The organism is Marivita sp. NO-S04 (genome assembly GCF_059070475.1).
In genome coordinates, this window is record NZ_CM180980.1 from 1935038 (window position 1) to 1961407 (window position 26370).

The following is a 26370-nucleotide window of genomic DNA, read 5'->3' on the forward strand; positions in this document are numbered from 1 at the left end:
ATGAGGGGACGTGGATGACCCATCTGTGGGTGCGCGCGGAAAGTCGCGAAAACGAAGAGCGCGTGGGAGTATTGCCCGAGGGCGTCGCGGCCCTGTTGGCTGACGGCATTAAGGTGACTGTAGAAGACAGCCCCACACGCGTCATTCCAACGGCTGAATATGAAAAAGCCGGAGCCACAATTGTACCGGAAGGCAGTTGGATCGATGCGCCAGAGGATGCGATTATTTTCGGGTTAAAAGAATTACCGGATAATGGAATAGCGCTGCGCCACCGGCACATCATGTTTGGTCACGCTTATAAAGGCCAGCCTCCGGGGCAGCGTTTGCTCGCCCGGTTCAAAGCGGGTGGCGGTGTTCTTTACGACCTCGAATATCTGGAAAACGCCGATGGCCGCCGGGTTGCCGCTTTCGGCTATTGGGCGGGATATGCAGGAGCGGCCGTGTCGATCCTCGCTTATGCGGCACAATTGGCAGGCGCGCCCTGCCCGTCCGTCTGCACATGGCCGTCGTCCGAAGCGATGCGCGACGATGTGAAAACCGCACTTGCGGGAGCCACGCCGAACGCGATGGTAATCGGCGCGCTTGGGCGGGTCGGAACCGGGGCCAGTGACTTGTGCGAAGAGGTTGGATTGCCGGTAACCAAGTGGGATATGGCAGAAACAGCCCATGGCGGCCCTTTCCCGGAAGTGCTTGATCACACTCTGTTTTTCAATTGTATTTTGGCACGCCCCGGCACACCGGTCTTTGTGCCGTCCGACGCGTGCGACAGGTCGCGCAGCCTGCGGGTGATTGGCGACATAGCCTGCGATCCCGACAGCGATTTTTCTCCGATCAAGGTCTATGACCGCGTCACAAGCTGGGATGCGCCCGTCTTGCGGGTTTGTGATGCACCACCGCTGGATGTGATGGCGATCGACAACCTGCCCTCATTGATGCCGCGCGAGTCCTCCGAGGATTTCGCAGGCCAGCTTCTGGCGCATCTCAAGACCCTTGCCGAGATTGACCAAGGCGTCTGGGGTCGCGCGAAAACCTATTTCGACACGCATATCCAGGAGGTGACAACATGACAGTTCATTGGTGTGGCACAGGTCTGTCTTCGGTTCCCGGCCTACGGCGGTTGATCCACGACGGGCAGCCTGTGACGGTATGGAACCGCACGGTCGAGAAAGCCCGCAAGGCGGTGGGTGACCTGATCGACGATATCCGGGTATTCGATCCGGCAGCCTTGGCCGATACGGTCAAACCGGGCGATGTGGTGGTGTCGATGCTTCCGGGGGACTGGCATGTGCAACTGGCGCAGATGGCCATCGACCGGGGTGCGCATTTTGTGTCGTCCTCTTATATCGCGCCCGAGATGCGCGCGCTTGACATTGCTGCCAAAATGGCCGGGGTGGCGCTGGTAAACGAAGTTGGGCTGGACCCGGGCATTGACCATCTGATGGCGCATCATCTGGTTGCAGATTACCGTAAGAGTGCCGCGTATGATGCTGAAAATGTTATTTCTTTCAAATCTTACTGTGGTGGCGTCCCAAAGGTTGCCAATGCGTTTCGCTACAAGTTCAGCTGGGCGCCCGTGGGTGTTCTGAAAGCGTTGCGGTCGCCATCAAAGTCGATCCGACATTACACAGAACTGGAGGTCAAACGTCCTTGGGACGCGATCACCCGCTATGACGCGCCGTTGCCGCAGCCTGAGGCCTTCGAGGTCTATCCAAACCGCGACAGCCTGCCGTTCATGGCGGATTACCGGTTCGAACCCACTTGGCAGGTCAAAGAATTCGTGCGCGGCACGCTGCGTCTGAACGGGTGGGCCAATGCATGGGCGGATATCTTTTCTGAGGTTGGGACGGCGAGTGATGACCGGCTGGCCGAAATGGCGGCAGAGCTTCTGGAGCAGAACGCCTACGGCCCCGACGAGCCGGATCGCGTGGTTCTTTGCGTCGATCTGCTGGCCGAGAAAGACGGTCGCTCCTTGTGGCACAAGACGTATGTGATGGATGCGTGGGGCGATGCGCGCGGAACAGCGATGGCGCGGCTGGTGTCAGTGCCGGTGTCTTTGGCCATCGAAGCCGTGCTCAATCGCGAAATCCCGGCGGGGGTCAGCCCGGCGCCCCATGATCCTCGACTGGTAGAGCGTTGGTTGGAGGAAGTTCAGACGCTGGCGCAGCATCTTATGGTGGTGGACCATCTGAGCTAAGCGGCAAGGCGCTTTGAAGCGCCTTGCCAACACTTCAAAGCCCTTGGGTGCACTTACTCGCCAAAAACGCGGGCGAAGATCGTGTCGACATGTTTGGTGTGGTAGCCAAGATCGAATTTCTCTTCGATCTGCTCTGGGCTGAGCGCTTTGACCACATCCGGGTCGTTCAGCAGCTCTTGTTTGAAATCGGTCCGGTGTTCCCAAACCTTCAACGCATTGCGCTGTACAAACGTATAGGCGTCTTCGCGGCTGACACCGGCTTGGGTCAGCGCAAGCAGTACCCGCTGCGACATCACCAGCCCCGGAAATTTGTTCATGTTGTCCAGCATGTTTTCCGGGAAGATCAGCATCTTGTCGATCACACCCGTCAGTCGGGCCAAAGCAAAATCCAACGTGATTGTGGCATCAGGCCCAATCATTCGTTCAACCGACGAGTGCGAGATATCGCGCTCATGCCAAAGTGCCACGTTCTCCAACGCAGGGATCACGGCAGCGCGCACCATGCGGGCAAGCCCCGTCAGGTTCTCAGTCAGGACCGGGTTCTTTTTGTGCGGCATGGCAGAAGACCCCTTCTGCCCCATCGAGAAAAACTCCGCCCCTTCAAGCACTTCGGTGCGCTGCATGTGGCGGATTTCGATGGCGACGTTCTCGATGCTGCTGGCGATCACTCCCAAGGTGGCAAAGAACGCCGCATGGCGGTCGCGTGGGATGACTTGCGTGCTGATCGGTTCCGGCACGAGGCCCAGCTTGTCGCAGACATGTTCCTCGACGGCGGGGTCAATATTGGCAAAGGTGCCGACAGCACCGGAAATCGCGCCTGTGGCGATCTCGGCGCGGGCATCGCGCATCCGGCTTAGGTTGCGGTCCATCTCGGCGTAAAAGCGGGCAAAGGTCAGGCCCATTGTCGTCGGTTCCGCATGGATGCCATGTGACCGGCCGATGCGCACCGTGTCTTTGTGCTCGTAGGCGCGGCGCTTGAGGGCTGCCAGCAGGTCTTCCAAATCCTTGATCAGAAGGTCGGACGCACGGACAAGCTGCACGTTGAAACAGGTGTCGAGCACATCCGAAGATGTCATGCCCTGATGCACGAATCTCGCCTCTTCCGATCCGACATGTTCTGCCAGATGGGTCAGGAACGCGATCACATCGTGTTTGGTCACTGCTTCGATCTCGTCGATACGGGCGACATCGAACTCGACATCCTTGGCCTTCCAGACCGCTTCAGCGTTTTCGCGGGGGATCACACCCAGATCGGCCATCGCGTCGCACGCGTGGGCCTCGATCTCGTACCAGATGCGGAACTTGGTCGCAGGTTCCCAGATGGACACCATGTCAGGACGGGAATAACGGGGGATCATGAACGCGATCCTTTCATCGGTTGGCTTGCGGAAATTTGTCGCTCTCCTAGACTGCGGACCGGTGCGCGACAAGAGAGGCCAACCGGAATGAGACGCTTTGCCCTGACCGTACTGCTCGGGCACCGGACGTGAAGACCCAAACCGCGCCACAGCTTGGCGATTTCGAAGGTGACTGGGCGTTGTCCCGGCGGATCGTCGATCATCGTGCCGGATCAATTGGTCACTTCGAGGGCACAGCGGTGTTCACACGCGTTGGGCGTGGCCTTGCCTATCGCGAAACAGGCAGTTTGTCGCTTCCCGGACACCCGCCCATGACAGCCGAACGTCGCTATCACTGGCGCGAAGAAGACGGGCAGTTGATCATCGAGTTCGACGACGGGAGGTTCTTTCACAGCTTCGGAAGTACCACACAAAGTGCCACCCATTGGTGTGATCCCGACACCTACCGCGTCTGTTATGACTTCAGCGCTTGGCCTGTCTGGCAGAGCACATGGGACGTGTCCGGCCCGCGCAAAGCCTACAAAATGATCAACAGCTTTCGGCCTTTGGCGGGGTAGCCCTTAATATTTTGCCAAATCGGGAAAGCCTGCTAGCTTTGCAGTACTCAACAACAGGAGAATGACTGATGACCATCAAGACACTTCTGACCACATCGGCGCTGATGATTGCAAGTGCAACCGCGACCTTTGCTCAATGCGATTGGGGCAAGGAACAGGTTACGATGACCTGCACCAGCGGCACCGTCTATGACGCAGAAACAAACACCTGCAAGGTTGTCACGGGCTGATTTCGAACCTCGACGACGACCAGAAGGCGGCCTCACTGGCCGTCTTTTTTATGCGCACGGTCTCTGACGGTTCTTCCTGCTTGCTGCTGCTGACAGTTTCTTAACCTTACCCTCGTAATCCTTCGTCTCCTGGATGGAGTAAGGTGCATGACCCAACTGACCACGCTGGCCCGTTCTGGTGCGGGTACTCCGGTGGCGCCGATGTCCCGACTGACACGCCGGGCCAAGGCGGCAATTGTTGTTCAATTTATCCTCAAGGAAGGGGCCAACGTGCCGCTAACGGCATTGCCCGAGGATCTGCAAATCCAACTGACGCAGCTTTTGGGGGAAATGCGCTATATCGACCGGGCCACGATGCACGCAGTGATTGCCGAATTCTCTGAGGAGCTGGACTCCATTGGTCTGTCCTTTCCAGGCGATATCGCAGGTGCTCTTTCGGCACTGGACGGCAAGATTAGCGCGCAAACCGCGGCACGACTGCGCAAGGAGGCGGGGGTCAGGCAGATCGGCGATCCGTGGCAGCGCCTTGCCGCTCTTCCTGTGGCCCGGCTTCAGACCTTTGTCACATCCGAATCCACGCAGGTGGCCGCCGTTATGGTGTCAAAGCTGGATGTGTCCAAAGCCGCCGACTTGCTCAGCACCCTACCGGGCGACGTCGCCCGCCGGATCACCTATGCAATGTCGATGACGGATGCCGTAACCCCTGATGCCGTGGAACGGATCGGTCTCAGTCTTGCGGCACAGCTTGATGCAGAACCGCCCAAGGCGTTTCGCAATCAACCATCTGAACGGGTTGGTGCCATTCTCAATTTTTCACGCGCCACGACCCGTGATCAATTGCTGAACGCACTCGACGAAGAGGACAAGGGCTTTGCCGAGCAGGTACGCAAATCCATTTTCACCTTTGCCCATATCGCTGACCGGATGACTGCAATCGACGTGCCCAAGATTACCCGAGATGTCGATCAAGAGACGTTGGCAAAGGTTATCTCCGGGGCGATTGACGACGTCGACCGGCGAAGCGTCGAGTTCATATTATCAAATATTTCCAAAAGATTGTCGGACGGTCTTCGTGAAATGAGTGAGGATATGGCCGCAGTAACGCCGAAAGACGCAGAGGCTGCCATGAACACTGTGGTCCGGGCTATTCGTGCCCTTGCCGACAGTGGCGAGATTGTCTTGCAAATGCCCACTGACGCCGAAGACTAGGTTTTGATCACCGACCCACTGTCTTTGCGGAACACGAAACATCTGTCCCGCCGCACGGTCAACCACATTACGGTTCCCGGCTTTGGTAAGAAGACATTCGGGACAGTGGCACGAATGATACCTTGATCGTAATCCATCCGGAATTCCACAAGGCTTTCCGACCCCATGAAGCGCGCCCGTTCCACCACACCGCGCGCTGGTGTACCAGCAAGGGGCGTAGGGTTCGGCCCGCGCCCGTCTCTGTCAAAGTCGATACCCACATGCTGCGGGCGGAACACAATCTCGACCTGTCCGCCATCCGGCACACCCGGGGCAAGGAACTGCCCGAACGGCGTGTCGGTCAGCGCACCGCGAACCGTGCTTGTCAGCAGATTGATGTCCGAGAAAAACGCAACCGCTGCCTTGTCCGCAGGGGCATTGTAGATGTTGTAAGGTGCCCCACGCTGCACGATCTTGCCATCCCGCATCAGCGCGATCTCGTCGGCCATGCGCATCGCCTCTTCGGGTTCATGCGTGACCAGAAGGACCGATGTACCTTCGTCCTTGAGCAGCGCCAGCGTTTCATCTCGAATGCCGTCGCGCAGTCGGTTGTCGAGGCCCGAGAACGGCTCGTCCATCAGCATGATCGACGGGCGCGGCGCAATTGCACGGGCCAAAGCCACACGCTGCTGCTCACCACCCGATAGCTGGTGGGGGTATTCGTTGATGTAATGCGACAGGCCCACCCGTTCCAGCAATTCGCCCACACGGGGCAGTTTGTCCTTGCGCGATCCGGTCAGGCCGAACCCGACATTGTCACCTGCAGTAAGGTGCGGGAACAGTGCAAAATCCTGAAAGATCAGACCGATAGAACGACGTTCAGGAGGAACCCGATAAACCGTATCGCAGATCAGATTACCATCCACGTGGATCGTTCCGCTGGTCTGCATGTCGACCCCGGCAATGATCCGCAGCGTCGTCGACTTCCCACAGCCAGACGGGCCAAGCAGGCAAGTCACATTGCCGGGCTGAAGCATCAAAGACACGTTATCCACCACGCGCTTTCCGTCATAGTCGCGCATGATATTTCGGATTTCGAGCCGGGGATGGGTGCCGGTCACTGCTGCCTCATGAGTTTTCCGAGTAAAAGTATCGGATTAGCCCATGTCAGGTAGCAGCCAGATTAAGCAACGGCAACCCCTCAGGCCCGCGTCGTGCCGTCACCGACAACGATGTATTTGAAACTGGTCAACTGCTCGGCCCCAACGGGTCCACGCGCATGCATCTTGCCCGTGGCGATACCAATCTCGGCCCCCATGCCGAACTCTCCGCCATCGGCAAACTGGGTCGAGGCGTTGCGCATCAGGATGGCACTATCAATCCGTTCGAAGAACTTGGCGGCAGCCGCATCGTCCTCGGTCAGGATGCAATCGGTGTGGTTGGAACTGTAGGTGTTGATGTGATCGATGGCGGCATCAAGATCATCGACCACCTTGGCCGCGATGATGCTGTCGAGATATTCGCAGCCCCAATCCATGTCGCTCGCCGCAACGGTGCCCTCAATGGCGCGCAGCGTTTCATCCGCGCGCACTTCGACACCGGCATTCAGCAGCGCCTTGATGACACCCTGCCCGATCGTGTCGACAACATCCTTGTGAATCAGCAAACATTCAGCTGCACCGCAAATGCCGGTGCGACGGGTCTTGGCGTTCAGGATGACGTTCAACGCTTTGACGGGGTCTGCATCCTTGTCGACATAGATATGAACGATGCCTTCGAGATGGGCAAAGACCGGAACGCGCGCTTCGCGCTGGACAAGACCAACCAGACCTTTTCCACCACGGGGCACGATCACATCGATATAGTCAGTCATGGTGAGCATTTCGCTTACAGCCGCGCGGTCACGGGTGGGAACAAGTTGGATCGCGTCTTCGGGCAGGCCCGCCTTGACCACGCCATCCACAAGGCAGGCATGGATCGCACTGGACGAATGGAAGCTTTCCGAGCCGCCGCGCAAGATCACCGCATTCCCGGCCTTGAGGCACAGCGCGCCTGCGTCTGCAGTCACATTGGGGCGAGATTCGTAGATCACGCCGATCACACCCAAGGGCGTGCGCACCCGTTTGATGTGAAGACCAGAGGGACGGTCCCATTCGGTAATGACGGCACCCACGGGATCGGTCTGCTCTGCCACGGCGCGCAGGCCGTCCACGATACCGCGAATGCGGTCTTCATTGAGCAGAAGCCTGTCCATCATCGCGTCGCTCAGACCCTTTTCGCGGCCGTATTCAAGGTCTTTGGCGTTGGCCTCGACTATGGCCGCACGGTTCTTCCAGACGGCCTCCGCCGCGCCAATCAACGCGGCGTGCTTGCGCTCGGCAGATGCAAAAGCCAGTTCCCGTGCGGCTGCTTTGGCGCGAACGCCGATGTCCTGCATCAGCGCGGGGATGTCGGTGAGATCTTTCATCGGTACAGCCTTTTCGAAAGTCGGACATGCATGTTTTTTGAAAAGAAGAAGCAGATCAGATCGCCATATCGTCGCGATGTATTACCACGGCGCGGCCTGGATAGCCCAGAATTTCCTCAATCTCTGCGGAATTGTGCCCTTTGATCGCCTGCGCCTCGGATGCGGTGTAACGGCTGAGCCCCATGCCCAACTCGCGTCCGCTTGCATCCTTAATCGTCACGGGATCGCCCCGCCCGAAGCTGCCGCTGACCGTTACGATGCCCGGCGGCAAAAGCGATGTCCCACGCTGAAGCGCCCGTGCGGCACCGTCATCTACAATCAGCGCGCCTTGGGGTTTCATCGCCAAAATCCAACGCTTGCGGGCCGCATGAGGATCAAGCTGCGGTGTGAACCACGTCACCCGCGCGCCCTCTTCCAGCGCCTTGAGCGGATGCAGGCGGGACCCTTCGGTGATTGCCATGGCACAGCCCGACGCCGTGGCGGTTTTGGCCGCCATCACCTTGGTCTTCATACCGCCTTTGGACAGACCCGATCCGGCGTCGCCTGCCATTGCCTCGATCTCGGGCGTGATTGCGTCGATCACCGGAAAGAACTCGGCTGTAGGATCGATATGGGGGTTGGCGCTATAGAACCCGTCCACATCCGAGAGCAGGACCAACTGGTCCGCGCCCACGGTGGCTGCGACCTGTGCCGCAAGACGGTCATTGTCGCCGTATCGGATTTCATCGGTCGCAACGGTGTCGTTTTCGTTGACGATGGGAACCACGCCGAACCCGATCAGCGATTCCAGTGTCGCGCGGCTGTTGAGATAGCGGCGGCGGTCGGTGCTGTCTTCCAGAGTGACAAGCACCTGTGCGGTGGTCACGCCATGCGGTGCAAGCACTTCTTCATAGGCTCGGGCAAGACGGATTTGCCCGACGGCTGCGGCAGCTTGCGATTGCTCCAAGGGAAGCACGGTCAGCGGCAAGCCCAAGACACCCCGCCCCAAAGCGATGGAACCCGAGGATACGAGGATCACATCGGTTCCACGCGCTTTGATCCGCGCCACGTCTTCAGCCAGTGTATTCAGCCACTCACGGCGCAATGTGCCTTTGGCCTTGTCGACCAGAAGCGCCGAGCCGATTTTGACAACCAGTCGGCGCGCATCGCCTAGGGACGCCACGGTTCGGCCTCCTCGGTTGCCTGTTCGCGGACGCGCGTTGTTTTGACATGCTGGCGCAGGGCACGAAGCACTTCGGTCAGGCCTTCTTTGGACACACCGGACATGAGCATCACCTCATGGCCAGCCTTGCGTTCGAGTTCTTCCTTCAGAAACGCGCGTTCTTCGTCATCCAGCGCGTCGATCTTGTTGAGCGCGGTAATCCGTGGCTTATCAGCCAGACCTTCGCCATAGGCCTCGATCTCGTCGATGATGGTCTGATAATCCTCAAGCAGCGTGCCGGAGGTGCCATCCACCAGATGCAAAAGCGCAGCGCAGCGTTCCACGTGGCCAAGGAACAGATCTCCCAGCCCCCTGCCCTCGTGTGCGCCTTCGATCAGGCCGGGAATGTCGGCCACAACGAATTCCGCGTCATCGACACCGACCACACCCAGATTGGGATGCAGTGTGGTAAACGGATAATCGGCAACCTTGGGGCGCGCGTTGGACGTGGCCGCAAGGAACGTTGATTTGCCTGCATTGGGCAGACCCAAGAGGCCCACATCCGCGATCAGTTTAAGCCGGAGCCAAATTGTGCGTTCGACCCCTTCCTGACCCGGGTTGGACCGTCGTGGCGCTTGGTTGGTGGACGTTTTGAAGCGCAGGTTGCCCCAGCCCCCATTGCCACCTTTGGCCAACAAGACGCGCTGACCCAGTTCGGTCATGTCTGCGATCACGGTTTCTTCATCCTCGTCGAGGATCTCGGTTCCGACAGGCACCTTGAGCACGATGTCAGCACCATCCGCACCCGTGCGTTGCCGTCCGGCACCGGGCCGGCCATTGTCGGCGAAGAAATGCTGTTGATAGCGGAAGTCGATCAGCGTGTTCAGCCCGTCGACAGCTTCGGCCCAGACATCGCCGCCGCCGCCGCCATCGCCGCCGTCGGGACCGCCAAATTCTATGAATTTTTCGCGGCGGAAACTGATGCTGCCATTACCGCCCGAACCGGAGCGGATATAGACTTTGCAGAGGTCGAGGAACTTCATGTGTTAGCCTTTGATCGAGCCTGTGCGCGGTCTACCCGGTTTGCGACCGCGCGTCAGCCCATACGTTTGAGATAGGTCCAGGTTTTGACCGTTGTGTTTCTGGCGACGGAAAAGGACTCCGCGTCACCGATATATTCAAAGCCGCAATGCGTCAGGACACGAGCCGAGGCCGGATTGTCCTGAAAAACGCTGGCAAACATCGTTTCATTGCCAAGCGGGTTTGCCGTGACCAAAGCCTCGACCGCTTCCGACGCGAGGCCGGTGTTCCAGAACGGTGGCGCAACCCAATAGCCCACCTCGGACTGGTTGCGGTCCATCCGGTGAAGCGAAATCAGGCCCATTACCTCGGCCCCGTCAGCTGCAATGCCGTCGATGACCCAGACATCCTCGTCACGCTTGGGCGACAGGCTTCGATCGACAAAGGCCTTGGCGGCACCCGGCGGGAAGGGATGCGGAATCGACGTTGTCATCGACGCCACACGTTTGTCGCTGGCATAATGTTCGATCAATCCGACATCGGATGGTTGCAGGGGACGCAAACAGAATCGATCTGTCTGAACGACAGGTTGGTTCGCGTCGATGATGGTCTCCAATTTCATCTGCTCTCTCCTCATCGCAGATATTGGGCAGGCCCCCGTCCGAAAACGGAAAGAGGGACCGGCAGCTTTGCCGATCCCCCCAGATTTTTCCAAAACCCTTTAGGTCGGCTTACTCAGCGGCCTCCGCCGTTGGCAGGACCGAAATAAAGGTGCGGCCCTTGAGGCCTTTGTGGAAGGTCACGTTGCCGTCGACGGTTGCAAAGATCGTGTGATCCTTACCCATGCCAACGCCATTGCCCGGCCAAAATTTAGTACCGCGCTGACGCACGATGATGTTGCCGGGGATCGCAGACTGGCCACCGTAGAGTTTGACGCCAAGACGGCGTCCGGCAGAGTCGCGACCGTTGCGGGATGAACCGCCTGCTTTTTTATGTGCCATAGGTCAGGTCTCCTTACTTCGATGCCAGTTCTTTGGCCTGTTCGATCCAGCCTTCACGCTCGATCCGGCCTTTGAACGAAAGCTTTTCGCCGAATTCTTCGACGTCTGCGTCTGTCCATGCTGCGATCTGGGCAAAGGAAGTGACCCCTGCCTCTTGCAGCTTTTTCTCAAGTGCCGGGCCGACACCAGACAGCAACTTGAGATCGTCCGCGCCAGCAGCAGCCGCCTTGGGCGCTTCGGCTTTCTTTTCGGCCTTCGGTGCAGCGGCCTTTTTCGGAGCGGCAGCAGCAACAGCCACGCCAGCAACAGAACCCGCACCAACAGCGGCTTTTACGCCGGACTTGTCAGCACCCGACGCAAGGATTTCCGTCACACGCACAAGCGTGAGCTTTTGACGGTGACCCTTGGTGCGCTTGGAGCTGTGCTTCCGGCGACGCTTGACAAAGTTGATGACCTTTTCGCCTTTGATCTGGTCAACAACTTCAGCCTGAACCGCGGCACCTGCCACGAGAGGCGCGCCAACTGTGACGTTGTCGCCGCCAAGCATCAGAATTTCATTGAACTGGATTTTTTCGCCTGCATCGGCTGCCAGTTTTTCGACGCGCAGAATATCGCCCGATTGGACTTTGTACTGCTTGCCGCCGGTTTTCATCACCGCGAACATGTAGTCTTCCTTTTTCACCCGCGTTCTGTGGCCCCGCCTTGCGGTGTTTGTGGGTCTGTTGACCCGCCTCGAACAGCGTGCCCCGTTTGGGACATCGTTATCATCAAAAAACAAAAGGCGGGACCGAAGCCCCGACTTTCATGTGCGCGGCTTATGGAATCCCGGGCTGCGTTTGTCAACGCGTTTCGCGCCTAGAGTTCCTGCACCTGCATTTCCCGCGCAACGGCCATGCCAAGCGCGTAGGAAATGTCATCATACATCTTGTTGAACCCGGCAAAAAGCGCCCGGTTCAGCGCGCGCCCCGCATCGGTGCGGGACAATTCCGTGTAGTCTTCGACCACCCCGTCCGCGAGCGGCCGATACGCCATCAAAAGGAACGCAAAGACCCATTCGCGGGTATCGGCGCGGGTTTCCTCTTCGGAAGACCACACCTCTGTCAGTATTTCGGATTCGCTCATCCGAAGCGCTCCGCCATCCACTAGGCCAAGATAAAACATGTAGTTGGCGTTGAGCGCTCCAACGAGGTTGGCTTCGACCAGATCATTGGTGTCGACGAATTCAGCAATCGCCGCCAAAGGCTCGGATGCCGTGCCATCAAGATCGTTGAAGGCTGCGCGGGCTGCGTCTTCGATTTCGTCTTCGCGCATCGCAGTGCGTGCGCTGAGTTCGAGGCTTACAATCTGTTGTCCGGTTTCAGAAGTGAAGAATTCGAGCAACGTGGCGGGGTCGGCATCTCCGAATTCCGCCGCGAACACGTCTTGAACGGTGGCCAGCATGCGCTCTTCGTCGTAGATCCGGTTCACCGTGGCCGTCCAGCCCGCCGAACTGCCGCCGGGCACCATGTCGCCGGCAAGGGTTTCTCCGTATTCCATGCCTTCTTCGCGCATAATCGTAACGATCTGCGGCACGCCGAGCGCATCAAGAAGATCATTTGTCGGACTGGCCCATACAGGCAACGACCACGCGATCACTGCTGCTCCAGTTGCTACCGTCTTCAACATCGCGCCGATCATCCTGATCCTCCGAGCCACTTGGGAACATACCTATGGCGCATGCTGCACAATTCCAACCCACAGCCGCTGACACAGTCACGTGCATTTCACGCGAAATAGAGGTTGCACCTGTCTGAAGCAAAAGCTAAATGCCCCTCCAGATCCCCGCGGAGAGGTGCCGGAGTGGTCGAACGGGGCGGTCTCGAAAACCGTTGTGGGCGCAAGTCCACCCAGGGTTCGAATCCCTGTCTCTCCGCCATTGTGGGCTCCAAGCGACCCTTACCAACATACTGATAGTAGTGCGAAATTCGGCGTTTTCGCGCCGATGGCGGTGTTTGGTCCGCTTGATTTGCTGCACATTTTGCTACACAATTTGCTGCACAAATGGGGGATTTCTCCGCCATGAGCATCGCGAAACGAGGCCGTCTCTACCACCTCCGCCGCCGCGTCCCGCGCCGGTATCGCGGGGTTGAGCCGCGCGATACGGTCTGGATTAGCCTGCACACCGACTCGGAGACGGTCGCCCCATAGCAAGGCGGATCGCGCGTGGTCCCAGATGATCGAAGCTTGGGAAGCGCGTCTGGCCGGGAACAGCGAGGATGCGCAGGCTCGTTACGACGCTGCCCGCGACCTCGCTCGGGCGCGGGGCTTTCGGTATCTGGACGCGCCCGGTGCGCTCGACGGGTTGAACGGCCAGGCCCGCGCTCTGCTGCTGGGGATGATCAACACGGGCTACCGGCCCTCCGAAGGCGCGGCGCTCACGGCGGACACGATCCGGCTCTATGGTGACGTGCCACACATCTCGATCGAACCCGAGGGGCGGCAATTGAAGTCGCACTACGCTCGCCGCGTGATCCCGCTGACCGGTGTCTCTCTGGAAGCCTTCAAGCAGTACCCCGAGGGCTTCCCCCGCTACCGCAACCGGGCCACCCTGAGCGCGGTCGTGAACAAATTCCTGCGCGCCAACGGCCTGCTTGAGACGCCGCGCCACTCGTTCTACTCGCTGCGTCATTCCTTCGAAGACCGGATGCTCGCCGCAGGGATCGACGACCGCATGCGCCGAGACCTGTTCGATCACCGGCTCGACCGGGAACGGTATGGCAAGGGCGCGTCGCTGGAACAGGTTGCCGAACTCATCGCTCGCATCGCCTTCTGAGCCAAGAGCGTCCGCGCCCGGCGCTGCACTTCTGACATCCGGTTCTCCTCCTTCACGGCCAAGGCCAACTCCGCTTCCAACCGCTCAAAGACCGGCACGAAGACCGGGTCCTCCGCGACCAGACCTGCGACCTTCACCAGCGCCGCCTCGATCCCCGCGGTCGCGACCGACTGAGTCGGCTCGGTGCGTGTTGCTGATGGGCGTGAAGGTGCCATGTCGAGCAGCATTAGGCGGGCGCGTGCCTATTTTGCAGGGCGCGCGAACGCGTCGCGCAAAGCGGCCTGTCACAGCGTGCAAATCGGATGGGGAGCCCTCCAAACGCGCGGCTCAAATCGAAGCACCGAAGTGAGCATCTTGGCGGTCGCGCCCGGCCCCCGACTCATGCGTCTGGGAGCTTCGTCCGAGCCTGCAATCTTGGGGCTTTCAACGCGCGCCAAGAGCTGGTTTCGGAGGGCTGCGGAAGACAACAGGAAAAAGGGCAAGATAAAAGCGCCTGCCACGAATGCCGCAAGTCACTGACGTGACTAGCGTTCTCGCGTGCATGCAAATCGGTCGTGTGCAGGTTTCCTGCAATTTCGTAGTGTTTTCAGACCGCTGATATGCACAATGCGGAAACCTGCTTTTGGCAGCTACTCCGTAGACGAGGCGACGAGTCCGAGCATTGAGAGTTGGTATCTTGCGCCCAACAATGGGAGCGCAAGATAAAAGAGGTGCGGCAAAACGTGCCTAGGTGTCTGATATTGATGAAGAAATCGCACGGCAACCCTCCAACCCTTACTGCTTAAAGACAGCTAAATATCTGATTTGGCGTTGAACTTGACGCCGCCAAACAACGCCCATTAGGAATGTGCCGCTGAATTATTCCCGCGAAGTCAGTGGGTTAACCGTATTGTTGCCGCATCGAGTACAGGGGTGCGGCTGAATAAAGTCAGTCACCACAACCAGTTGCGTGCCGAATGCGGCAACCCTTTTATCTCGCGCTCCATTGATGCGCTGCTTTCAGGCCATGTCTCGTCAAAACAATTCAGTGAAAGCTAGCTTAAAAGCTGGTCGCCGTGAGCGACACATGCGCATCAAGCGGTGGGCGCAACTCGAAAGCCTTGGGCGTTCGTGCGAAGTTCCAAAGGCGAAACAAGCACCATGCCTCGCGCCGTTCATCTGCCACTGCAAGTTCATTGCGCGAGACATGGAACGGCGTGCGTTCCCAGCCGTTTGTGGTCTTCACCTCGATGAGACGCTGCCGTCCGTCTGCATCGAAACTGGCAATATCATAGCCCGCGCCATCGCCGTCTTCTTCGGACACCCAGCGGATTTGCTGCGCCAAGTCCTCCCGCCCCGCTGCAGTCAGCGTGTCACGCTCGTGCTTCAAGTGAACCGCCCCGGGTTTACCGGAGAGTTTCTGGTTCAATAGTTAGGCTGCTTTTTCGTCAGCGTTCAAGCTTGCGTAGAATGCCTCCTCTGCTTCTTGTGGCGTGATGTAACCGACGGCGCTGTGAAGGCGGGTGTTGTTATACCAGTCGACCCATTTCAGAGTTTCCCATTCGACCTGACCGACCGACTTCCAGGGGCCGAGGAACTTGATGACCTCGGTCTTGAACAGGCCGATGATGCTTTCGGCGAGGGCATTATCATAGGAATCGCCGACGCTTCCGACCGAGGTATCGATGCCGGCCTCTGCGAGCCGCTCGGTGTATCGGATCGACAGGTATTGGCTGCCACGATCACTGTGATGGATCAATTTGTCAGCCTCAGACGGCGCCCTCTGGCAGATGGCCTGGTTCAGGGCATCCAAGACGAAACCAGTCGTCATCGAGGTCGAGACCCGCCAGCCAACGATCTTGCGGGCGAAGACGTCGATGATGAAAGCCACGTAGACCATTCCTTGCCAGCTGGAAACATAGGTGAAGTCGCTGACCCAAAGCTGGTTTGGCATGTCCGCCACGAAGGCTCGGTTTACCTTATCGTGCGGGCAAGGTTGTGCCGTATCGGGGTTGGTGGTGATCACCTTCTTGCCCCGCACAACGCCTTGTAATCCCATGACCTGCATCAACCTCTCCACCGTGCAGCGGGCGATATCATGGCCACTGCGGCGTAGCTGGTGCCAGACCTTGCGCGCGCCATATCGGCCCCGGCTGCCCTCGAAGGCCTGCTTGATCGCAGCCATGTCCAGCTGATCCTGCCTGGCCCGGTCCGATGCCAGATCCGGATCACGCTCCACGGCCTTGAAGGCGTAATAAGTCGATGGTGCGATCCCCAGAACCCGGCAGATCGGCCCGACACCATGGACACAACGGTGATCATCAATGAACGCGATCATTTGCGGAATGGGCGGTCGAGCTCCGCCGCTGCGAAATATGCGCTGGCCTTCTTCAGGATCTCGTTGGCCTGGCGCAGTTCACGGACCTCACGCTCAAGTTCCTTGATCCGATCCTTCTCGGCACTTGTCAGACCGGCCCGCTGCCCGGCATCGCGTTCGGCCTGCTGACACCAGACCCGCAGACTGTCCGGCGAACAGCCAAGCTTCGGCGCGATGGCCTTATAGGCGGCCGTATCGCTGGAATAATCGGTACGGTTCTCTCGAAACATCCGAACACCGCGTTCGCGAAGCTCGGCCGGATAGGCGGGGGTGAATCTCTGCTTTGTCATAGGGCTCATCCTTTGAGTGTTTTACTCTCCGGTAAACCCGGGGCGGTTCACTGGATCGCAGCGGTTGGTGCCACGACCGCTTATATCGAACCGGGTTCACCCTGGGAAAACGGCTACTGCGAAAGCTTCAACGGCAGGTTCCGCGAAGAGTTGTTAAATGGTGAAATCTTCTACAGCTTGAAGGAAGCCCAAATCCTGATCGAGCAATGGCGCATCCACTACAACACGGTCAGGCCGCACAGCGCATTAGGATATCGGCCGCCAGCGCCGGAAAGCATCGTCCCGATAGACCTGAGGCCAACGATGCACTAACATTTAAACCGGACCACCCGATGGGGGCACGCCAGACCTGTTCTCAATTTTCTTGTGACCCGCAACGATAGCCCAAGGTCAAGCCTGACGGACCGACAATGTGATATCAGGAAGATTTAATTTGGCCGACAATTCAATTTTTCTTCTAACACTTACCTGAGATTATTTCTGAACTCGCATTCAGTAGTTTGGCACTTTCTCACCTAGCGCCGCGGCTCTTGCTACTGCGTCAATCCTCTTGCCACGCGTTTCAGGCCTTTTAGCGGTTTCAATCCAACGCAAGACGTTGCGCCGATAGGAGGGGGCGGCCGCGGTCCACCACGCTGCCGCGTTCTTCGCGTCAAGAGCGTTCGCAAGGTCAGACGGCATCTCAAGTCGATCCACATGGGCCATCGCGTCTCAGAGTCCGGCCTTCTTCGACGCAGCAATGGCGGCACGGCCCTCGGACATCATCCGCCCTTCATGCTCAAGGCGTAAAGCGCGGCGCTTGTAGGTTTGCGCCCATCTCTGTTCGCGGCGCGGGCTGATCAGTTGCATTGTCCGGTCCGCATCCAAAACCATGCGCCGCCCGTCGATCCAGCCATAGGCGATCAACGCATCTAAAACCTCCTCGCGCGACACATATCTGTCCCGCCGTAGGGCTTTCCACGTCACAAGCCAGACTCCAGTCTCGCGTGCATGGTTCGCAGAAAGCCAGACCCACAACTCTTGCGCAGAGATGATTTCAACCTGTTAAAAGGAATCCGCTTTCATTTCACTGGCTGCACATAGGCATCATGATGGTCGAGCGGGGTCTTGGAATGTCAGAAGGGGCATGGCATCCCGTGCCAAACGCTCGACATGGTCGATCACATCGCCCGATATCCAGTCGTCCTCGGCCAGCGGTTGCTGAATGAGCAGGCTCTTGCGGCGGATATGCGCGGCGTGCCGATGCGCGGAATGCTGCGCGTACCCGCGCGGCATGGAAGACAGCATCTGGTCATCATCAAGGCTGCGCCCTGATTGCGACAACTCGGCCAGAACCTCGTCGAACCTCTCCGCCCGCTCGACAATGGCATCGCGGATCGGGATCAACTGTTTGGGCGAGAGGTTGTAGTACCCCGCCGCCGCAAACCCGCCACCGGATTGCAGGTGGAGATACAAGATAGAGGAGACTTCTGATTTGCTGCCCGAGGGGGTCAACATTCCCGACACGTTCGTCTTGTAGAGCGTCTTGTCCTTTGAGAACCGCACATCGCGGTTCATGCGGAACATGGTAGATTTACCGCCCGAAAGTGGTCGTCTGGCGTCCGATAGGCGATTGCTCAGCGCCTCAAGCAGATCAGCGAAGGGCTGTTCCAGATGCTTCGTAAACTGCGCCTTGTTCTCGTTGAACCAATCGCGGTTGTTGTTGTCCTCCAGCCCGCGCAGGAAGGTGAAGCTTTCAGTCGAAAATCCAGTCATGATGGTCCGCCTTTCCCGTCTATGCCGTTAGTCAGCCTGTCGTTTAGGTCTAAAACGCTCAAGTGCTGCGCGGACCGCGGCTTTGCCGAGCAATATCATGCCCGGATCGCCCTCGGCTTCTGCAAAGCAAGTGTCGGCCACCGCCTGAGTAAGCTCGGGCGTAAGAGTCTCGCCGACCAGCATGTCCTCTGCTGCGGGACAGGCCCACGGTTTAGATGCCAGCCCTCCGATGGCGAGCCTAGCGGCCGTGATTTTGCCGTCCGGATCCATCCTGACGCAAAGTGCGACCGAGGCGAGCGCGAAGGCATAAGCGGCCCGGTCGCGCAGCTTTGTGTAGCTCGAATGGGTCCAATAGCCATTGGGAACATGCACCGTGACAATCTGTTCGCCTGCGGCCAGAACAGTTTCCAGATGAGGCGTCTCACCAGGGAGGAGGTGGAAGTCGGCGACTGTTATAACCCGCTCCGAACCATCTGCTGCGCGCAGCGTAATTGATGCGCCGTAGGCAACCAATGCGACGGCCAGATCGCCGGGATAGGCTGCGATGCAAGCGGACCCTCGCCCCAAAACAGCCATCCCCCGCCCAGGTCCATCTAACGCCGAGCATCCCGCGCCTGGAGTGCGTTTTGCGCAGTTGGTAGAGGTATCGCGAAACCACGTACAACGGGTGCGCTGCATCAGGTTGCCGCCAATGGTCGCCATGTTGCGGATTTGCGGGCTGGCCGCTTGTTGCAGCGATTGTGCAATCGCCGGATAATGAGCTAGGACGCCGGGATCGGCCGCCACCTCAGCCATCGTCGCCAGCGCTCCGATGCGCAGATCGTCCTGCGTTATCTGAACTTCAGAAGGGAGGGCGCGATCCGCGACAATGTCGATCAGTGCTTCAGGCGCCTCGACACCCAGCTTCATCAGATCCACGAGCGTCGTCCCGCCTGCAATGATCTTTGCCGCGTTCATTGCCCTTCTCCCATCCGCTTTGCGCCGTCGAGCACGGCATCGATGATCATTGGATAGGCAGAGCATCGGCAGAGGTTGCCTGCCATTGTCTTACGGATCGCCTCCGCATCCATCGCCTCCCCCGCGCGGGCGCAGGCCACAGCAGACATGATCTGCCCCGGTGTGCAGAAGCCGCATTGATAAGCGTCGTGCTCCAGAAACGCCACTTGCATTGGATGCGGGGTGATCCCGTCAGACAGCCCTTCGATCGTTTCAACCGGGGCCGCCACACGAGCGGCAAGTGTCAGACACGACAATACCGCCTTTCCATCCACGATTACCGTACAGGCTCCGCATTGCCCATGGTCGCATCCCTTTTTCGAACCGGTCAGATCAAGCCGATCCCTCAGCACATCCAACAGTGTCTCGTGCGGGCCGATGTCCAGATCATGAGTAGTTCCGTTAACGTTGAGGCAGGTCATAGGCGCGTCTCCGTCACGGGGGCGGCGAGACGATCCTCAAGTCGCATGGGAAGGCTGCGCAGGCGCTTGCCCGTCGCATCAAAAAAGGCGTTGGCGATGGCGGGTGCAGGACCCAGCACAGCCACCTCAGCCAGCCCCTTCATACCGATGGGGTGCGCATGGCTTTCGTCGTCCGGCACGGTGATTGCGCGCACCTCGTGAACATCTGCTTGCGTCGCGATCATCGCTTCGCCCATTTCCGCGTTAAGCCAGCGCCCGTCACGACGATCAATACGCGTTTCTTCGAACAAGGCCTGCCCGATGCCCCAGATCATTGAGCCGACCAGCTGGCCGTTTACGATATTCGGGTTGATGATCCGCCCGCCCGCAAAGGCCCCGATCATACGCTCCACGCTGATTTCCATCGTGATCGGATCGACGGCGATCTCGGTGAAAAGTGCGCCGAACACGGCTTTTTTCGACTTTGACCGCCCGAAGTTCCGCCCGGTCGTGGCAACGTGGTGAATGCGCCCGCCTGGGTATCCCTCAATCGCGTCTCGTAACGACTGCCGTCGATTGCCTCCAGCTGTAACGATACCGTCCTCTATGGTCAGTGCCTTGGGATCCGCACCATCGAACGGACCACCTTGCACATTGCACACATGCGCAAACAGACGCGACTTGACCACATCGGCAGCCTCCCAGATCGCAGCCGCATTGCTGAAGCAACCTGTTGACGCGATGCTTCCTGCGCCTGCGGGCAGCCCGGTTGTGTCGGTCTTCAGCGCCACGTCCTTACGGGCTACACCCATCGCTTCTGCCGCGAGGGTATGCAGTCCTGTCAGCGTCCCCTGTCCCATCTCGGCGATGGTCGCAGAAATGGTGACGCCATTCTTGGTTAGCGTGACACCCGCGCTAGCGGGAAACCGCAAGCAGCCCTCATAGGAAGTGGCCATCCCAAACCCGCGCAAGCGGCCATCTGCGCGCAGGCTCCCCCCCTTGGGGCGCTGGTTCCAGCCAATGGCCTTCGCGCCCGCGTCGTAGCAAGCGCGCAGGGACTTTCGGGACCAGGGTTTACCGCTTTCAGGGTCGATGTCGGCATGGTTCCGAAGGCGGACTTCCAATGGGTCAAGCCCAGTTCTAAGGGCCAGCTCATCCATAGCGCTTTCCAGCGCAAACATGGCAGAGGCCCCGCCAGGGCCGCGCATCCAGCCGTTTGCATTTAGATCAAGCTTGGCCACGCGGTGTTGCAGATAATGGGTCTTCTGCCCATAGATTTGGCAAGACCACGATCCGACTGGCTCGACGTAGGCCCCACCCGCCCCGTTGGCACAATCTGGGTCCACGATGAGCGCATTCATCCGCCCTTCTTTAGTGGCCCCGATCCGCAGACGCTGCGCGACTTCGCCGCGATAGCTGAGCAGCGTGTAAGTTTGCGCGCGCGACACGGCTATCTTCACCGGCTCCTGCACCAGCTTCGCCGCCATAGCCGCCAGAAACATATGCGTCATTGCGAGGTTCCGGCCAAAGGCGCCACCAGCCAGATGGTTGTGAAGCCGCACTTTCCCCTCAAAGGTGCGCCCCAAAACCTTGCGCGCCAGAAATCCTGGAAGACGGTCGGCCATACCAAGGCCGAAGGCCTGACCCAATGCCATGGTGTCGATGTGATGCCACTGGACTGCCGCGTGAACGGTCAGCCCTCCGTCGTCGTCCCATTTGGCAATCGCGGCTCCAGGCTCAATAGCGTTGTGATGATAGGGGGCTGAATGAAATGATACGTCGAGTTGCTCGTCGCTGGCCGTATAGGCCGCCGCCGCATCTCCCTTTGTGATCTTGCCATGGGCCATGCCTGCGCGCTTAACCGGTTTCAACCTGTTCTGCGCGTCGGCGAGAACAAACGCGCCCGCCTCACTCGCATAGCCAATTTGAAGAAGCCCAGCTGCTGTTTGCGCTGTTTTAGCATTGTCGGCAATGATGACGGCCACGACCTCCCCGCGGTAATGAATGCGGGCGTCTTGCAGGGGGAGAATGTCACCTATTTCACTCATGCTGAGCGAGAACACCTTGCGCAAGCGCGGGGCATTCAGATGTGTCATGACGGCCCGCACACCTGGAAACGTCTCTATAGTCGCTGTCTCCAACTTTGTAATGCGACCCTTGGCAATCGTGCTGGTGACAATGAAGGCATGCAGCATCTCAAAGCCAAGATCAGCCTGCCGCAAGTCATCGACATAGCGTGTGCGCCCCATGACTTTGTCAGGCCCATCAATCCGCCATTCGTTCTCTGCCTTGCCCATCGCCTACCCCTGTACCGCTCAGTACCGACTGACTTAGATTGGACTACAGCATCCGGCAAGGGTATTTGTTTACACGCAAGGTACTGCTAGGTCGCGCTCATGGAAAACACGCAAGACAACGAGGCTCGCACACTTAAAGCTGCGCGAAAGCTCCTTTTCGCAAACGGGTATAACGGTACGACAACAGTCGCCGTTGCGCGCGAGGCGGGTACATCGAAGGCCACCATTTACCGTTACTTCGGCAATATGGATGGCTTGCTTCAAAAGGTGATCGAGACCGAGGTTGAGCGGTTCAAACCACCGCAATCCCAAGACATCGGGGATTTTGAAAGCTTTCGGACGGCCATGGTTGGTTTTGGAACCAATTTGCTGACCTTCCTCAACAACCCTGAGACGATCCATTTTTCACGGATTTTGAGTGAACAAGCACGCCAACAGCCCAAAGCGACCAAACTCTACTTCGAGGCCGCATATCAGGGCACTGCCGACAGTTTCGAGGCCATGATCGCGATAGGCACGCCGCACTGCCGTTCGGTCGCTTTGCCAGAGGACGCACGTGCCGAGCGCTACGTCGCGCTTCTGAAAGGGCACCGTTACGAGCGTGCGGTCCTCGGCCTTGATCCCGCGCCTTATCCAGAACCAGAACGAACCAGCGCAGCTTGTTTTGATGCTGTGTTTAAGAAAAGCAGCGCAAAAGGTAGAAATCCCAAGACCTAAAAACCGGAATTTCGCATCCAGGATCACTTCGGAAGTATTCTTGACACAGCGCTGAAAAGCAGCCGTTTGTGCTGAACGCAGCATTCGGTAAAATGGGCTCTTCGCGGACCTTTGCTGCGGCACGGTTGAATGGCTGGTATACCCCACATTTAAGCTGATCGGTCCATTGCCAGAGACTGTTTCTCTGGATTGAATGTCACATGATCACGATCTACGAAACTTTTTGCTGCACATTTTGCTGCACAAAATGCAACACTGCAGAAATACATTTCTCGCAATATCAAAGATTTAAGTCATTGATATGTATGCATTTTTGGACTGTCTCTCCACCATTTTTCTTCAATGGCAAAAACAAAGGCGGCATCAGCGTCGAAGGCTGCGGGTTACGCTGGTGGCGAGAAACGCTAGGGCCGCCACGCATACGATGGATGGTCCGGCGGGTGTATCGAAGACGTAAGCGGCGTTCAGGCCGATCAGGGCCGATAGCGCCCCGATTATACCGGCTGTCAAAGCCATCTGTTCGGGTGTGCGCGACAATGGGCGGGCCGCTGCCGCAGGTATGATCAACATCGCGGCAATGAGCAGAACACCGACCACCTTGATCGCGACGGCAACCGTGATGGCAAGTGCCACGGTCAGGATCAGTTGTTCCCGCTTTGGGTCGATACCGCTGGCATAAGCCAGCTCCTCGCTCACGGTGGATGTCAACAAAGCGGACCATCGCCACGCCATCAGCCCGGCGACCAAGGCAGCCCCTCCCCAAATCACCGCAAGATCGCTACGGGATACGGCAAGGATGTCTCCGAAAAGATAGGCCATGAGATCAATGCGGATCCCCGACAGGAAGGACACGGCGACCAACCCGAACGCAAGTGCCGAATGTGCAAGCACACCCAGCAGCGTGTCCATCGCATAGCCGCGTCCTGACAGCAGCGTGACCGTCAACGCCATCACAAGTGCAACCGCCATGGCTCCTGCAAAGATCGACATCTGCAGGGCAAGCGATAGCGCCACGCCGAGAATCGCGGCATGGGCGGTGGCGTCCCCGAAATAGGCCATGCGCCGCCACACAACAAAACTTCCCAGCGGGGCTGCGGCGACTGCCACCCCTACCCCGGCGAGAACCGCACGGGTCATGAAATCATCCAGCATTATTCTGCCGCCTCGGTTTCTTTCCTGTGATCATGCGGCCCATGATCGTGGTCACAGGATTCGTCATGGGCATGATCGTGTTCGTGTCGATAAAGCGCCAAAGCACCGCCTGTGCCGGTGCCGAACAACGCACGATATTCCGGCGCCGCCGATACGATTTCGGGTGTGCCTTCGCAACAGACATGCCCATTCAGACACACCACCCTGTCAGACGCACTCATCACGACATGCAGTTCGTGGCTGATCATCAGAACAGCACAGCCCGTGCGCTGGCGCACCCGTTCGATCTGAAGGTAGAACGCCGCCGATCCGGGTTGATCAAGCCCTTGCGTCGCCTCATCCAGTAACAGCAAATCCGGTTTTTCCATCAAGGCCCGGGCCAACAGCACACGCTGAAATTGTCCCCCAGACAGGCTGGACATCTGCCGGCCCGAAAGATCCGGGACCCCGGCCTCGTCCAAGGCTTGGGCACAACTGGCTGTCTTGTGGCCACCGGGAAGACGCAAGAACCGTTCGACCGTGATCGGCAGGGTCGGATCGATATGAAGTTTTTGTGGGACGTATCCGATCCTCAAATCCGACTTGCGCGTGATCTGGCCCGATTCCGGACGCACGGCACCAATCAACGCCCGCAAAAGCGTGGTTTTCCCCGACCCGTTGGGACCAACAATGGTGACGATTTCACCGGGCTCGATGGTCAATGAGACATTGCGCAACACTGTGTTTGCGCCATAGCCGACACTGATCCGCTTTGCCGTGATCAAGCTCATGTCTCGACCTTCTCAGCGCAGCTGGGGCAAATGCCCTCGGCTTCGAGCATTGTGCGTTCGATTTGGAACCCGGCAGCGCGGGCCATGTCGCCCAACCCCTCGCGCGAGGGCTCGGACTGCGCCTCGGCCACGGATTGGCACATGCGACAGATCATGAAGGCCGGAGAATGGTCGGCACCGGGATGGGCGCAGGCGATAAAGGCGTTGAGTCGTTCGATTTTGTGCGCAAACCCGTGTGCCACCAGAAATTCAAGCGCGCGGTAGGCCACGGGCGGTTGCGATCCAAACCCGGCATCGCGCAGCCGGTCGAGCATTTCATAAGCCCCAATGGCCCGGTGTTCCTGCAACAGGAATTCAAGCGCCTGACGACGCACCGGCGTAAAACGTAACCCGTTTTCGGCGCAATGCGCATCTGCAGCCGCAAGGGCCGAAGCAATACATCCGGCATGATCATGCCGTTCAAAGCCAACCGGCTCGGATGCGGTTGATTTCGATGCGTTGTCACCACTTGTCATGTTATTACATTTCCAGTATTGAGCCTGTAACGTTATAAGATCACATGGAGTTCCCGATGTCCAGAAACCTCTTGCCCCTGAGCCTGTCGGCCACCCTTCTTGCAAGTGCCGCTTGGGCAGATGTTCCGAATGTCGCAACCGATATCGCCCCGGTACATTCGCTTGTGTCACGCGTTATGGACGGCGTTGGCGAGGCAAGCCTAATCGTGCCATCGGGGGCCACGCCGCATGAATACAGCCTCCGCCCCTCTGAAGCTGCCGCGCTTCAGGACGCCGATCTGGTGTTCTGGATCGGTCCCGATCTGACACCTTGGATGGAAAATGCGATCGAAACCCTTGCTGGCTCGGCAACGGTTTCGGCATTGATGGAAACTGATGGCACGCTGGAACTGCCGTTCCGTGAAAGCGCCTTGTTCGAAGCGCATGATCACGACGCCAAGGACGACCACGGGCATGATGATCACGCGCATGATGATCACGCGCATGACGAGGCGGCCCATGATCACGAGCATGATCATGACGACGACCACGCAAAAGACGACCATGCAGATGACGCGCATTCCCATGACGATCACGGGCACGACGATCACGCACATGATGACGAAGAGCATGCGGGACATGCCCATGGCGCCCATGATCCACATGCGTGGTTGTCACTCGACAATGCATCAGTGTGGCTCAACGCAATTGCCGCGCAGTTGTCTGCTGCCGACCCCGAAAATGCAGGGGCATACTATGCCAATGCCACAGCGGCCCGCGAAGAGTTGGACAGCCTGAGGACCGAGGTCAACGCGATCCTCGATCCAGTGCGGGGGCAGAACTTCATCGTATTCCATGACGCATATCAGTATTTCGAAAACACATTCGATTTCCCGGCCTCCGGCGCGATCTCGGTCTCGGATGCGACCGATGCCAGCCCTGCCCGCATTGCCGAGATTCAGAACCGCGTCACAGAACAGGATATCCGCTGCGTGCTGTCCGAACCACAATTCGATCCGAAGATTGTCGCCGCGGTCATGGACGGTTCCGAAGCCAAGACAGGTGTTCTTGATCCCTTGGGTTCCGATCTCGATCTTGGTGCTGATCTTTACGGCAACGTCGTGCGCAACCTTGCGCGGGCGTTGGCGGACTGTCTGCAATCCTGACGCAAAGG

28 protein-coding genes, 1 tRNA gene, 2 pseudogenes and 1 other annotated feature are annotated in these 26370 nt (G+C 58.6%); of the genes and pseudogenes, 11 read left to right on the top strand and 20 right to left on the bottom strand.

Features of this window, described 5'->3' with window-relative positions:
- Positions 1-14 precede the first annotated feature (14 nt).
- Both ACK3EW_RS10075 and ACK3EW_RS10080 read left to right on the top strand, forming a co-directional pair.
- Entirely contained in the window at positions 15-1067 is a 1053-nt protein-coding gene (locus ACK3EW_RS10075) for a saccharopine dehydrogenase (protein WP_493809456.1), read from the top strand.
- Positions 1064-2194 carry a saccharopine dehydrogenase family protein gene (locus tag ACK3EW_RS10080; protein ID WP_493809457.1) on the top strand — a complete coding sequence of 377 codons (1131 nt, stop codon included), beginning with the start codon at positions 1064-1066 and terminating at the stop codon, positions 2192-2194. The genes ACK3EW_RS10075 and ACK3EW_RS10080 overlap by 4 nt, the downstream gene beginning before the upstream one ends.
- Before the next feature lie 53 nt (positions 2195-2247).
- Here ACK3EW_RS10080 and purB read toward each other — a convergent pair whose 3' ends face one another.
- Complete coding sequence (gene purB / locus ACK3EW_RS10085) at positions 2248-3552, bottom strand: adenylosuccinate lyase (protein ID WP_493809458.1); 1305 nt, start codon at positions 3550-3552, stop codon at positions 2248-2250.
- 128 nt (positions 3553-3680) lie between these two features.
- Here purB and ACK3EW_RS10090 point away from each other — a divergent pair, with 128 nt between their 5' ends.
- The 3 genes from ACK3EW_RS10090 (at position 3681) to ACK3EW_RS10100 (ending at position 5548) form a co-directional block, all read left to right on the top strand.
- Positions 3681-4109, top strand: a complete 429-nt coding sequence (locus tag ACK3EW_RS10090; RefSeq protein WP_493809459.1) for a DUF6314 family protein — start codon at positions 3681-3683, stop codon at positions 4107-4109.
- A gap of 68 nt (positions 4110-4177) precedes the next feature.
- Positions 4178-4339, top strand: a complete 162-nt coding sequence (locus tag ACK3EW_RS10095; RefSeq protein ID WP_439120269.1) for a carbohydrate-binding module family 14 protein — start codon at positions 4178-4180, stop codon at positions 4337-4339.
- 147 nt (positions 4340-4486) lie between these two features.
- Positions 4487-5548: a flagellar motor switch protein FliG gene (locus ACK3EW_RS10100; RefSeq protein ID WP_493809460.1), complete on the top strand. Its 1062-nt coding sequence runs from the start codon at positions 4487-4489 to the stop codon at positions 5546-5548.
- On the opposite strand, the gene ACK3EW_RS10105 is transcribed toward ACK3EW_RS10100, so the two are convergent.
- The 8 genes from ACK3EW_RS10105 to ACK3EW_RS10140 all read right to left on the bottom strand — a co-directional run bounded on the left by ACK3EW_RS10105 (position 5545) and on the right by ACK3EW_RS10140 (position 12821).
- On the bottom strand, positions 5545-6609 hold the full coding sequence (locus ACK3EW_RS10105) for an ABC transporter ATP-binding protein (RefSeq protein ID WP_493809719.1): 1065 nt from the start codon (positions 6607-6609) through the stop codon (positions 5545-5547). The two genes, ACK3EW_RS10100 and ACK3EW_RS10105, sit on opposite strands and share 4 nt — an antisense overlap.
- Positions 6610-6728: 119 nt before the next feature.
- Positions 6729-7994, bottom strand: coding sequence for a glutamate-5-semialdehyde dehydrogenase (locus ACK3EW_RS10110; protein WP_493809461.1), 1266 nt, complete (start codon positions 7992-7994; stop codon positions 6729-6731).
- Between the two features lie 55 nt (positions 7995-8049).
- Entirely contained in the window at positions 8050-9156 is a 1107-nt protein-coding gene (proB, locus tag ACK3EW_RS10115; protein ID WP_493809462.1) for a glutamate 5-kinase, read from the bottom strand.
- Positions 9144-10178 carry a GTPase ObgE gene (gene obgE, locus ACK3EW_RS10120; protein WP_439120273.1) on the bottom strand — a complete coding sequence of 345 codons (1035 nt, stop codon included), beginning with the start codon at positions 10176-10178 and terminating at the stop codon, positions 9144-9146. Before obgE ends, proB begins: the two co-directional genes overlap by 13 nt.
- Positions 10179-10231: 53 nt before the next feature.
- Positions 10232-10777 carry a GNAT family N-acetyltransferase gene (locus tag ACK3EW_RS10125; protein ID WP_493809463.1) on the bottom strand — a complete coding sequence of 182 codons (546 nt, stop codon included), beginning with the start codon at positions 10775-10777 and terminating at the stop codon, positions 10232-10234.
- A 109-nt stretch (positions 10778-10886) separates the two neighbouring features.
- On the bottom strand, positions 10887-11156 hold the full coding sequence (rpmA, locus tag ACK3EW_RS10130) for a 50S ribosomal protein L27 (RefSeq protein WP_085631097.1): 270 nt from the start codon (positions 11154-11156) through the stop codon (positions 10887-10889).
- 13 nt (positions 11157-11169) lie between these two features.
- Complete coding sequence (locus ACK3EW_RS10135; RefSeq protein ID WP_439120274.1) at positions 11170-11820, bottom strand: 50S ribosomal protein L21; 651 nt, start codon at positions 11818-11820, stop codon at positions 11170-11172.
- A gap of 191 nt (positions 11821-12011) precedes the next feature.
- Positions 12012-12821, bottom strand: coding sequence for a DUF2059 domain-containing protein (locus tag ACK3EW_RS10140; RefSeq protein WP_493809464.1), 810 nt, complete (start codon positions 12819-12821; stop codon positions 12012-12014).
- Between the two features lie 160 nt (positions 12822-12981).
- Between ACK3EW_RS10140 and ACK3EW_RS10145 the strand changes: the two genes are divergently transcribed.
- From ACK3EW_RS10145 to ACK3EW_RS10155, 3 genes are all read left to right on the top strand, one after another.
- A tRNA-Ser gene (locus ACK3EW_RS10145) sits at positions 12982-13071 on the top strand.
- Between the two features lie 143 nt (positions 13072-13214).
- On the top strand, positions 13215-13343 hold the full coding sequence (locus ACK3EW_RS10150; protein WP_493809465.1) for a DUF6538 domain-containing protein: 129 nt from the start codon (positions 13215-13217) through the stop codon (positions 13341-13343).
- A gap of 25 nt (positions 13344-13368) precedes the next feature.
- Positions 13369-13968, top strand: a complete 600-nt coding sequence (locus ACK3EW_RS10155) for a tyrosine-type recombinase/integrase (protein ID WP_493809466.1) — start codon at positions 13369-13371, stop codon at positions 13966-13968.
- A gap of 1039 nt (positions 13969-15007) precedes the next feature.
- On the opposite strand, the pseudogene ACK3EW_RS10160 reads toward ACK3EW_RS10155, so the two are convergent.
- Both ACK3EW_RS10160 and ACK3EW_RS10165 read right to left on the bottom strand, forming a co-directional pair.
- Positions 15008-15337: pseudogene (locus tag ACK3EW_RS10160) on the bottom strand (protein NO VEIN domain-containing protein); the annotation flags it as partial.
- Positions 15338-15379: 42 nt separating this feature from the next.
- A protein-coding gene (locus ACK3EW_RS10165; protein WP_493808251.1) for an IS3 family transposase occupies positions 15380-16614 on the bottom strand; the annotation gives its coding sequence in 2 pieces (ribosomal slippage) (positions 15380-16314 and positions 16314-16614; 1236 coding nt in all).
- Positions 16211-16327: a sequence feature (AL1L pseudoknot), on the bottom strand. (Overlaps the previous gene by 117 nt.)
- A gap of 51 nt (positions 16615-16665) precedes the next feature.
- On the opposite strand from ACK3EW_RS10165, the pseudogene ACK3EW_RS10170 reads away from it, so the two are divergent.
- Positions 16666-16926, top strand: a pseudogene (locus tag ACK3EW_RS10170) (integrase core domain-containing protein); the annotation flags it as partial.
- A gap of 180 nt (positions 16927-17106) precedes the next feature.
- On the opposite strand, the gene ACK3EW_RS10175 reads toward ACK3EW_RS10170, so the two are convergent.
- The 6 genes from ACK3EW_RS10175 to ACK3EW_RS10200 all read right to left on the bottom strand — a co-directional run bounded on the left by ACK3EW_RS10175 (position 17107) and on the right by ACK3EW_RS10200 (position 22063).
- Positions 17107-17319, bottom strand: a complete 213-nt coding sequence (locus ACK3EW_RS10175) for a YdeI/OmpD-associated family protein (protein ID WP_493809467.1) — start codon at positions 17317-17319, stop codon at positions 17107-17109.
- Positions 17320-17325: 6 nt separating this feature from the next.
- Positions 17326-17631, bottom strand: a complete 306-nt coding sequence (locus ACK3EW_RS10180) for a YdeI/OmpD-associated family protein (RefSeq protein WP_493809468.1) — start codon at positions 17629-17631, stop codon at positions 17326-17328.
- A 69-nt stretch (positions 17632-17700) separates the two neighbouring features.
- Complete coding sequence (locus tag ACK3EW_RS10185) at positions 17701-18369, bottom strand: DUF2461 domain-containing protein (RefSeq protein WP_493809469.1); 669 nt, start codon at positions 18367-18369, stop codon at positions 17701-17703.
- 27 nt (positions 18370-18396) lie between these two features.
- Positions 18397-19326 carry an FAD binding domain-containing protein gene (locus tag ACK3EW_RS10190; protein WP_493809470.1) on the bottom strand — a complete coding sequence of 310 codons (930 nt, stop codon included), beginning with the start codon at positions 19324-19326 and terminating at the stop codon, positions 18397-18399.
- Positions 19323-19787, bottom strand: a complete 465-nt coding sequence (locus ACK3EW_RS10195) for a (2Fe-2S)-binding protein (protein ID WP_493809471.1) — start codon at positions 19785-19787, stop codon at positions 19323-19325. Before ACK3EW_RS10195 ends, ACK3EW_RS10190 begins: the two co-directional genes overlap by 4 nt.
- Positions 19784-22063, bottom strand: a complete 2280-nt coding sequence (locus ACK3EW_RS10200; RefSeq protein ID WP_493809472.1) for a xanthine dehydrogenase family protein molybdopterin-binding subunit — start codon at positions 22061-22063, stop codon at positions 19784-19786. The genes ACK3EW_RS10195 and ACK3EW_RS10200 overlap by 4 nt, the downstream gene beginning before the upstream one ends.
- Positions 22064-22162: 99 nt before the next feature.
- On the opposite strand from ACK3EW_RS10200, the gene ACK3EW_RS10205 reads away from it, so the two are divergent.
- Positions 22163-22780, top strand: a complete 618-nt coding sequence (locus tag ACK3EW_RS10205) for a TetR/AcrR family transcriptional regulator (protein ID WP_493809473.1) — start codon at positions 22163-22165, stop codon at positions 22778-22780.
- Positions 22781-23143: 363 nt separating this feature from the next.
- Here the strand turns inward: ACK3EW_RS10205 and ACK3EW_RS10210 are convergent, their stop codons facing one another.
- From ACK3EW_RS10210 to ACK3EW_RS10220, 3 genes are read right to left on the bottom strand one after another with little or no spacing between them, the layout of a single operon-like run.
- Entirely contained in the window at positions 23144-23932 is a 789-nt protein-coding gene (locus ACK3EW_RS10210) for a metal ABC transporter permease (protein WP_493809474.1), read from the bottom strand.
- Positions 23932-24702 (bottom strand): ATP-binding cassette domain-containing protein, encoded by a 771-nt coding sequence (locus tag ACK3EW_RS10215; protein ID WP_439120197.1) that lies wholly within the window; start codon positions 24700-24702, stop codon positions 23932-23934. The genes ACK3EW_RS10210 and ACK3EW_RS10215 overlap by 1 nt, the downstream gene beginning before the upstream one ends.
- Positions 24699-25217 carry a helix-turn-helix domain-containing protein gene (locus ACK3EW_RS10220; RefSeq protein WP_085632060.1) on the bottom strand — a complete coding sequence of 173 codons (519 nt, stop codon included), beginning with the start codon at positions 25215-25217 and terminating at the stop codon, positions 24699-24701. The genes ACK3EW_RS10215 and ACK3EW_RS10220 overlap by 4 nt, the downstream gene beginning before the upstream one ends.
- 56 nt (positions 25218-25273) lie before the next feature.
- On the opposite strand from ACK3EW_RS10220, the gene ACK3EW_RS10225 reads away from it, so the two are divergent.
- Positions 25274-26362 carry a zinc ABC transporter substrate-binding protein gene (locus tag ACK3EW_RS10225; protein WP_493809475.1) on the top strand — a complete coding sequence of 363 codons (1089 nt, stop codon included), beginning with the start codon at positions 25274-25276 and terminating at the stop codon, positions 26360-26362.
- Positions 26363-26370 lie beyond the last annotated feature (8 nt).

Bases quoted from the DNA above. Each gene is read 5' to 3' on its own strand.
- ACK3EW_RS10075 (WP_493809456.1), top strand. From the start codon at position 15: ATGACCCATCTGTGGGTGCGCGCGGAAAGTCGCGAAAACGAAGAGCGC.
- ACK3EW_RS10080 (WP_493809457.1), top strand. From the start codon at position 1,064: ATGACAGTTCATTGGTGTGGCACAGGTCTGTCTTCGGTTCCCGGCCTA.
- ACK3EW_RS10210 (WP_493809474.1), bottom strand. From the start codon at position 23,932: ATGCTGGATGATTTCATGACCCGTGCGGTTCTCGCCGGGGTAGGGGTG.
- ACK3EW_RS10200 (WP_493809472.1), bottom strand. From the start codon at position 22,063: ATGGGCAAGGCAGAGAACGAATGGCGGATTGATGGGCCTGACAAAGTC.
- ACK3EW_RS10125 (WP_493809463.1), bottom strand. From the start codon at position 10,777: ATGAAATTGGAGACCATCATCGACGCGAACCAACCTGTCGTTCAGACA.
- obgE (WP_439120273.1), bottom strand. From the start codon at position 10,178: ATGAAGTTCCTCGACCTCTGCAAAGTCTATATCCGCTCCGGTTCGGGC.
- ACK3EW_RS10155 (WP_493809466.1), top strand. From the start codon at position 13,369: ATGATCGAAGCTTGGGAAGCGCGTCTGGCCGGGAACAGCGAGGATGCG.
- ACK3EW_RS10220 (WP_085632060.1), bottom strand. From the start codon at position 25,217: ATGACAAGTGGTGACAACGCATCGAAATCAACCGCATCCGAGCCGGTT.
- ACK3EW_RS10175 (WP_493809467.1), bottom strand. From the start codon at position 17,319: ATGGCCCATGTGGATCGACTTGAGATGCCGTCTGACCTTGCGAACGCT.
- ACK3EW_RS10190 (WP_493809470.1), bottom strand. From the start codon at position 19,326: ATGAACGCGGCAAAGATCATTGCAGGCGGGACGACGCTCGTGGATCTG.
- purB (WP_493809458.1), bottom strand. From the start codon at position 3,552: ATGATCCCCCGTTATTCCCGTCCTGACATGGTGTCCATCTGGGAACCT.
- ACK3EW_RS10195 (WP_493809471.1), bottom strand. From the start codon at position 19,787: ATGACCTGCCTCAACGTTAACGGAACTACTCATGATCTGGACATCGGC.
- ACK3EW_RS10095 (WP_439120269.1), top strand. From the start codon at position 4,178: ATGACCATCAAGACACTTCTGACCACATCGGCGCTGATGATTGCAAGT.
- ACK3EW_RS10135 (WP_439120274.1), bottom strand. From the start codon at position 11,820: ATGTTCGCGGTGATGAAAACCGGCGGCAAGCAGTACAAAGTCCAATCG.
- ACK3EW_RS10215 (WP_439120197.1), bottom strand. From the start codon at position 24,702: ATGAGCTTGATCACGGCAAAGCGGATCAGTGTCGGCTATGGCGCAAAC.
- ACK3EW_RS10140 (WP_493809464.1), bottom strand. From the start codon at position 12,821: ATGTTGAAGACGGTAGCAACTGGAGCAGCAGTGATCGCGTGGTCGTTG.
- ACK3EW_RS10100 (WP_493809460.1), top strand. From the start codon at position 4,487: ATGACCCAACTGACCACGCTGGCCCGTTCTGGTGCGGGTACTCCGGTG.
- ACK3EW_RS10105 (WP_493809719.1), bottom strand. From the start codon at position 6,609: ATGCGCGACTATGACGGAAAGCGCGTGGTGGATAACGTGTCTTTGATG.
- ACK3EW_RS10185 (WP_493809469.1), bottom strand. From the start codon at position 18,369: ATGACTGGATTTTCGACTGAAAGCTTCACCTTCCTGCGCGGGCTGGAG.
- ACK3EW_RS10110 (WP_493809461.1), bottom strand. From the start codon at position 7,994: ATGAAAGATCTCACCGACATCCCCGCGCTGATGCAGGACATCGGCGTT.
- rpmA (WP_085631097.1), bottom strand. From the start codon at position 11,156: ATGGCACATAAAAAAGCAGGCGGTTCATCCCGCAACGGTCGCGACTCT.
- ACK3EW_RS10205 (WP_493809473.1), top strand. From the start codon at position 22,163: ATGGAAAACACGCAAGACAACGAGGCTCGCACACTTAAAGCTGCGCGA.
- ACK3EW_RS10225 (WP_493809475.1), top strand. From the start codon at position 25,274: ATGTCCAGAAACCTCTTGCCCCTGAGCCTGTCGGCCACCCTTCTTGCA.
- ACK3EW_RS10150 (WP_493809465.1), top strand. From the start codon at position 13,215: ATGAGCATCGCGAAACGAGGCCGTCTCTACCACCTCCGCCGCCGCGTC.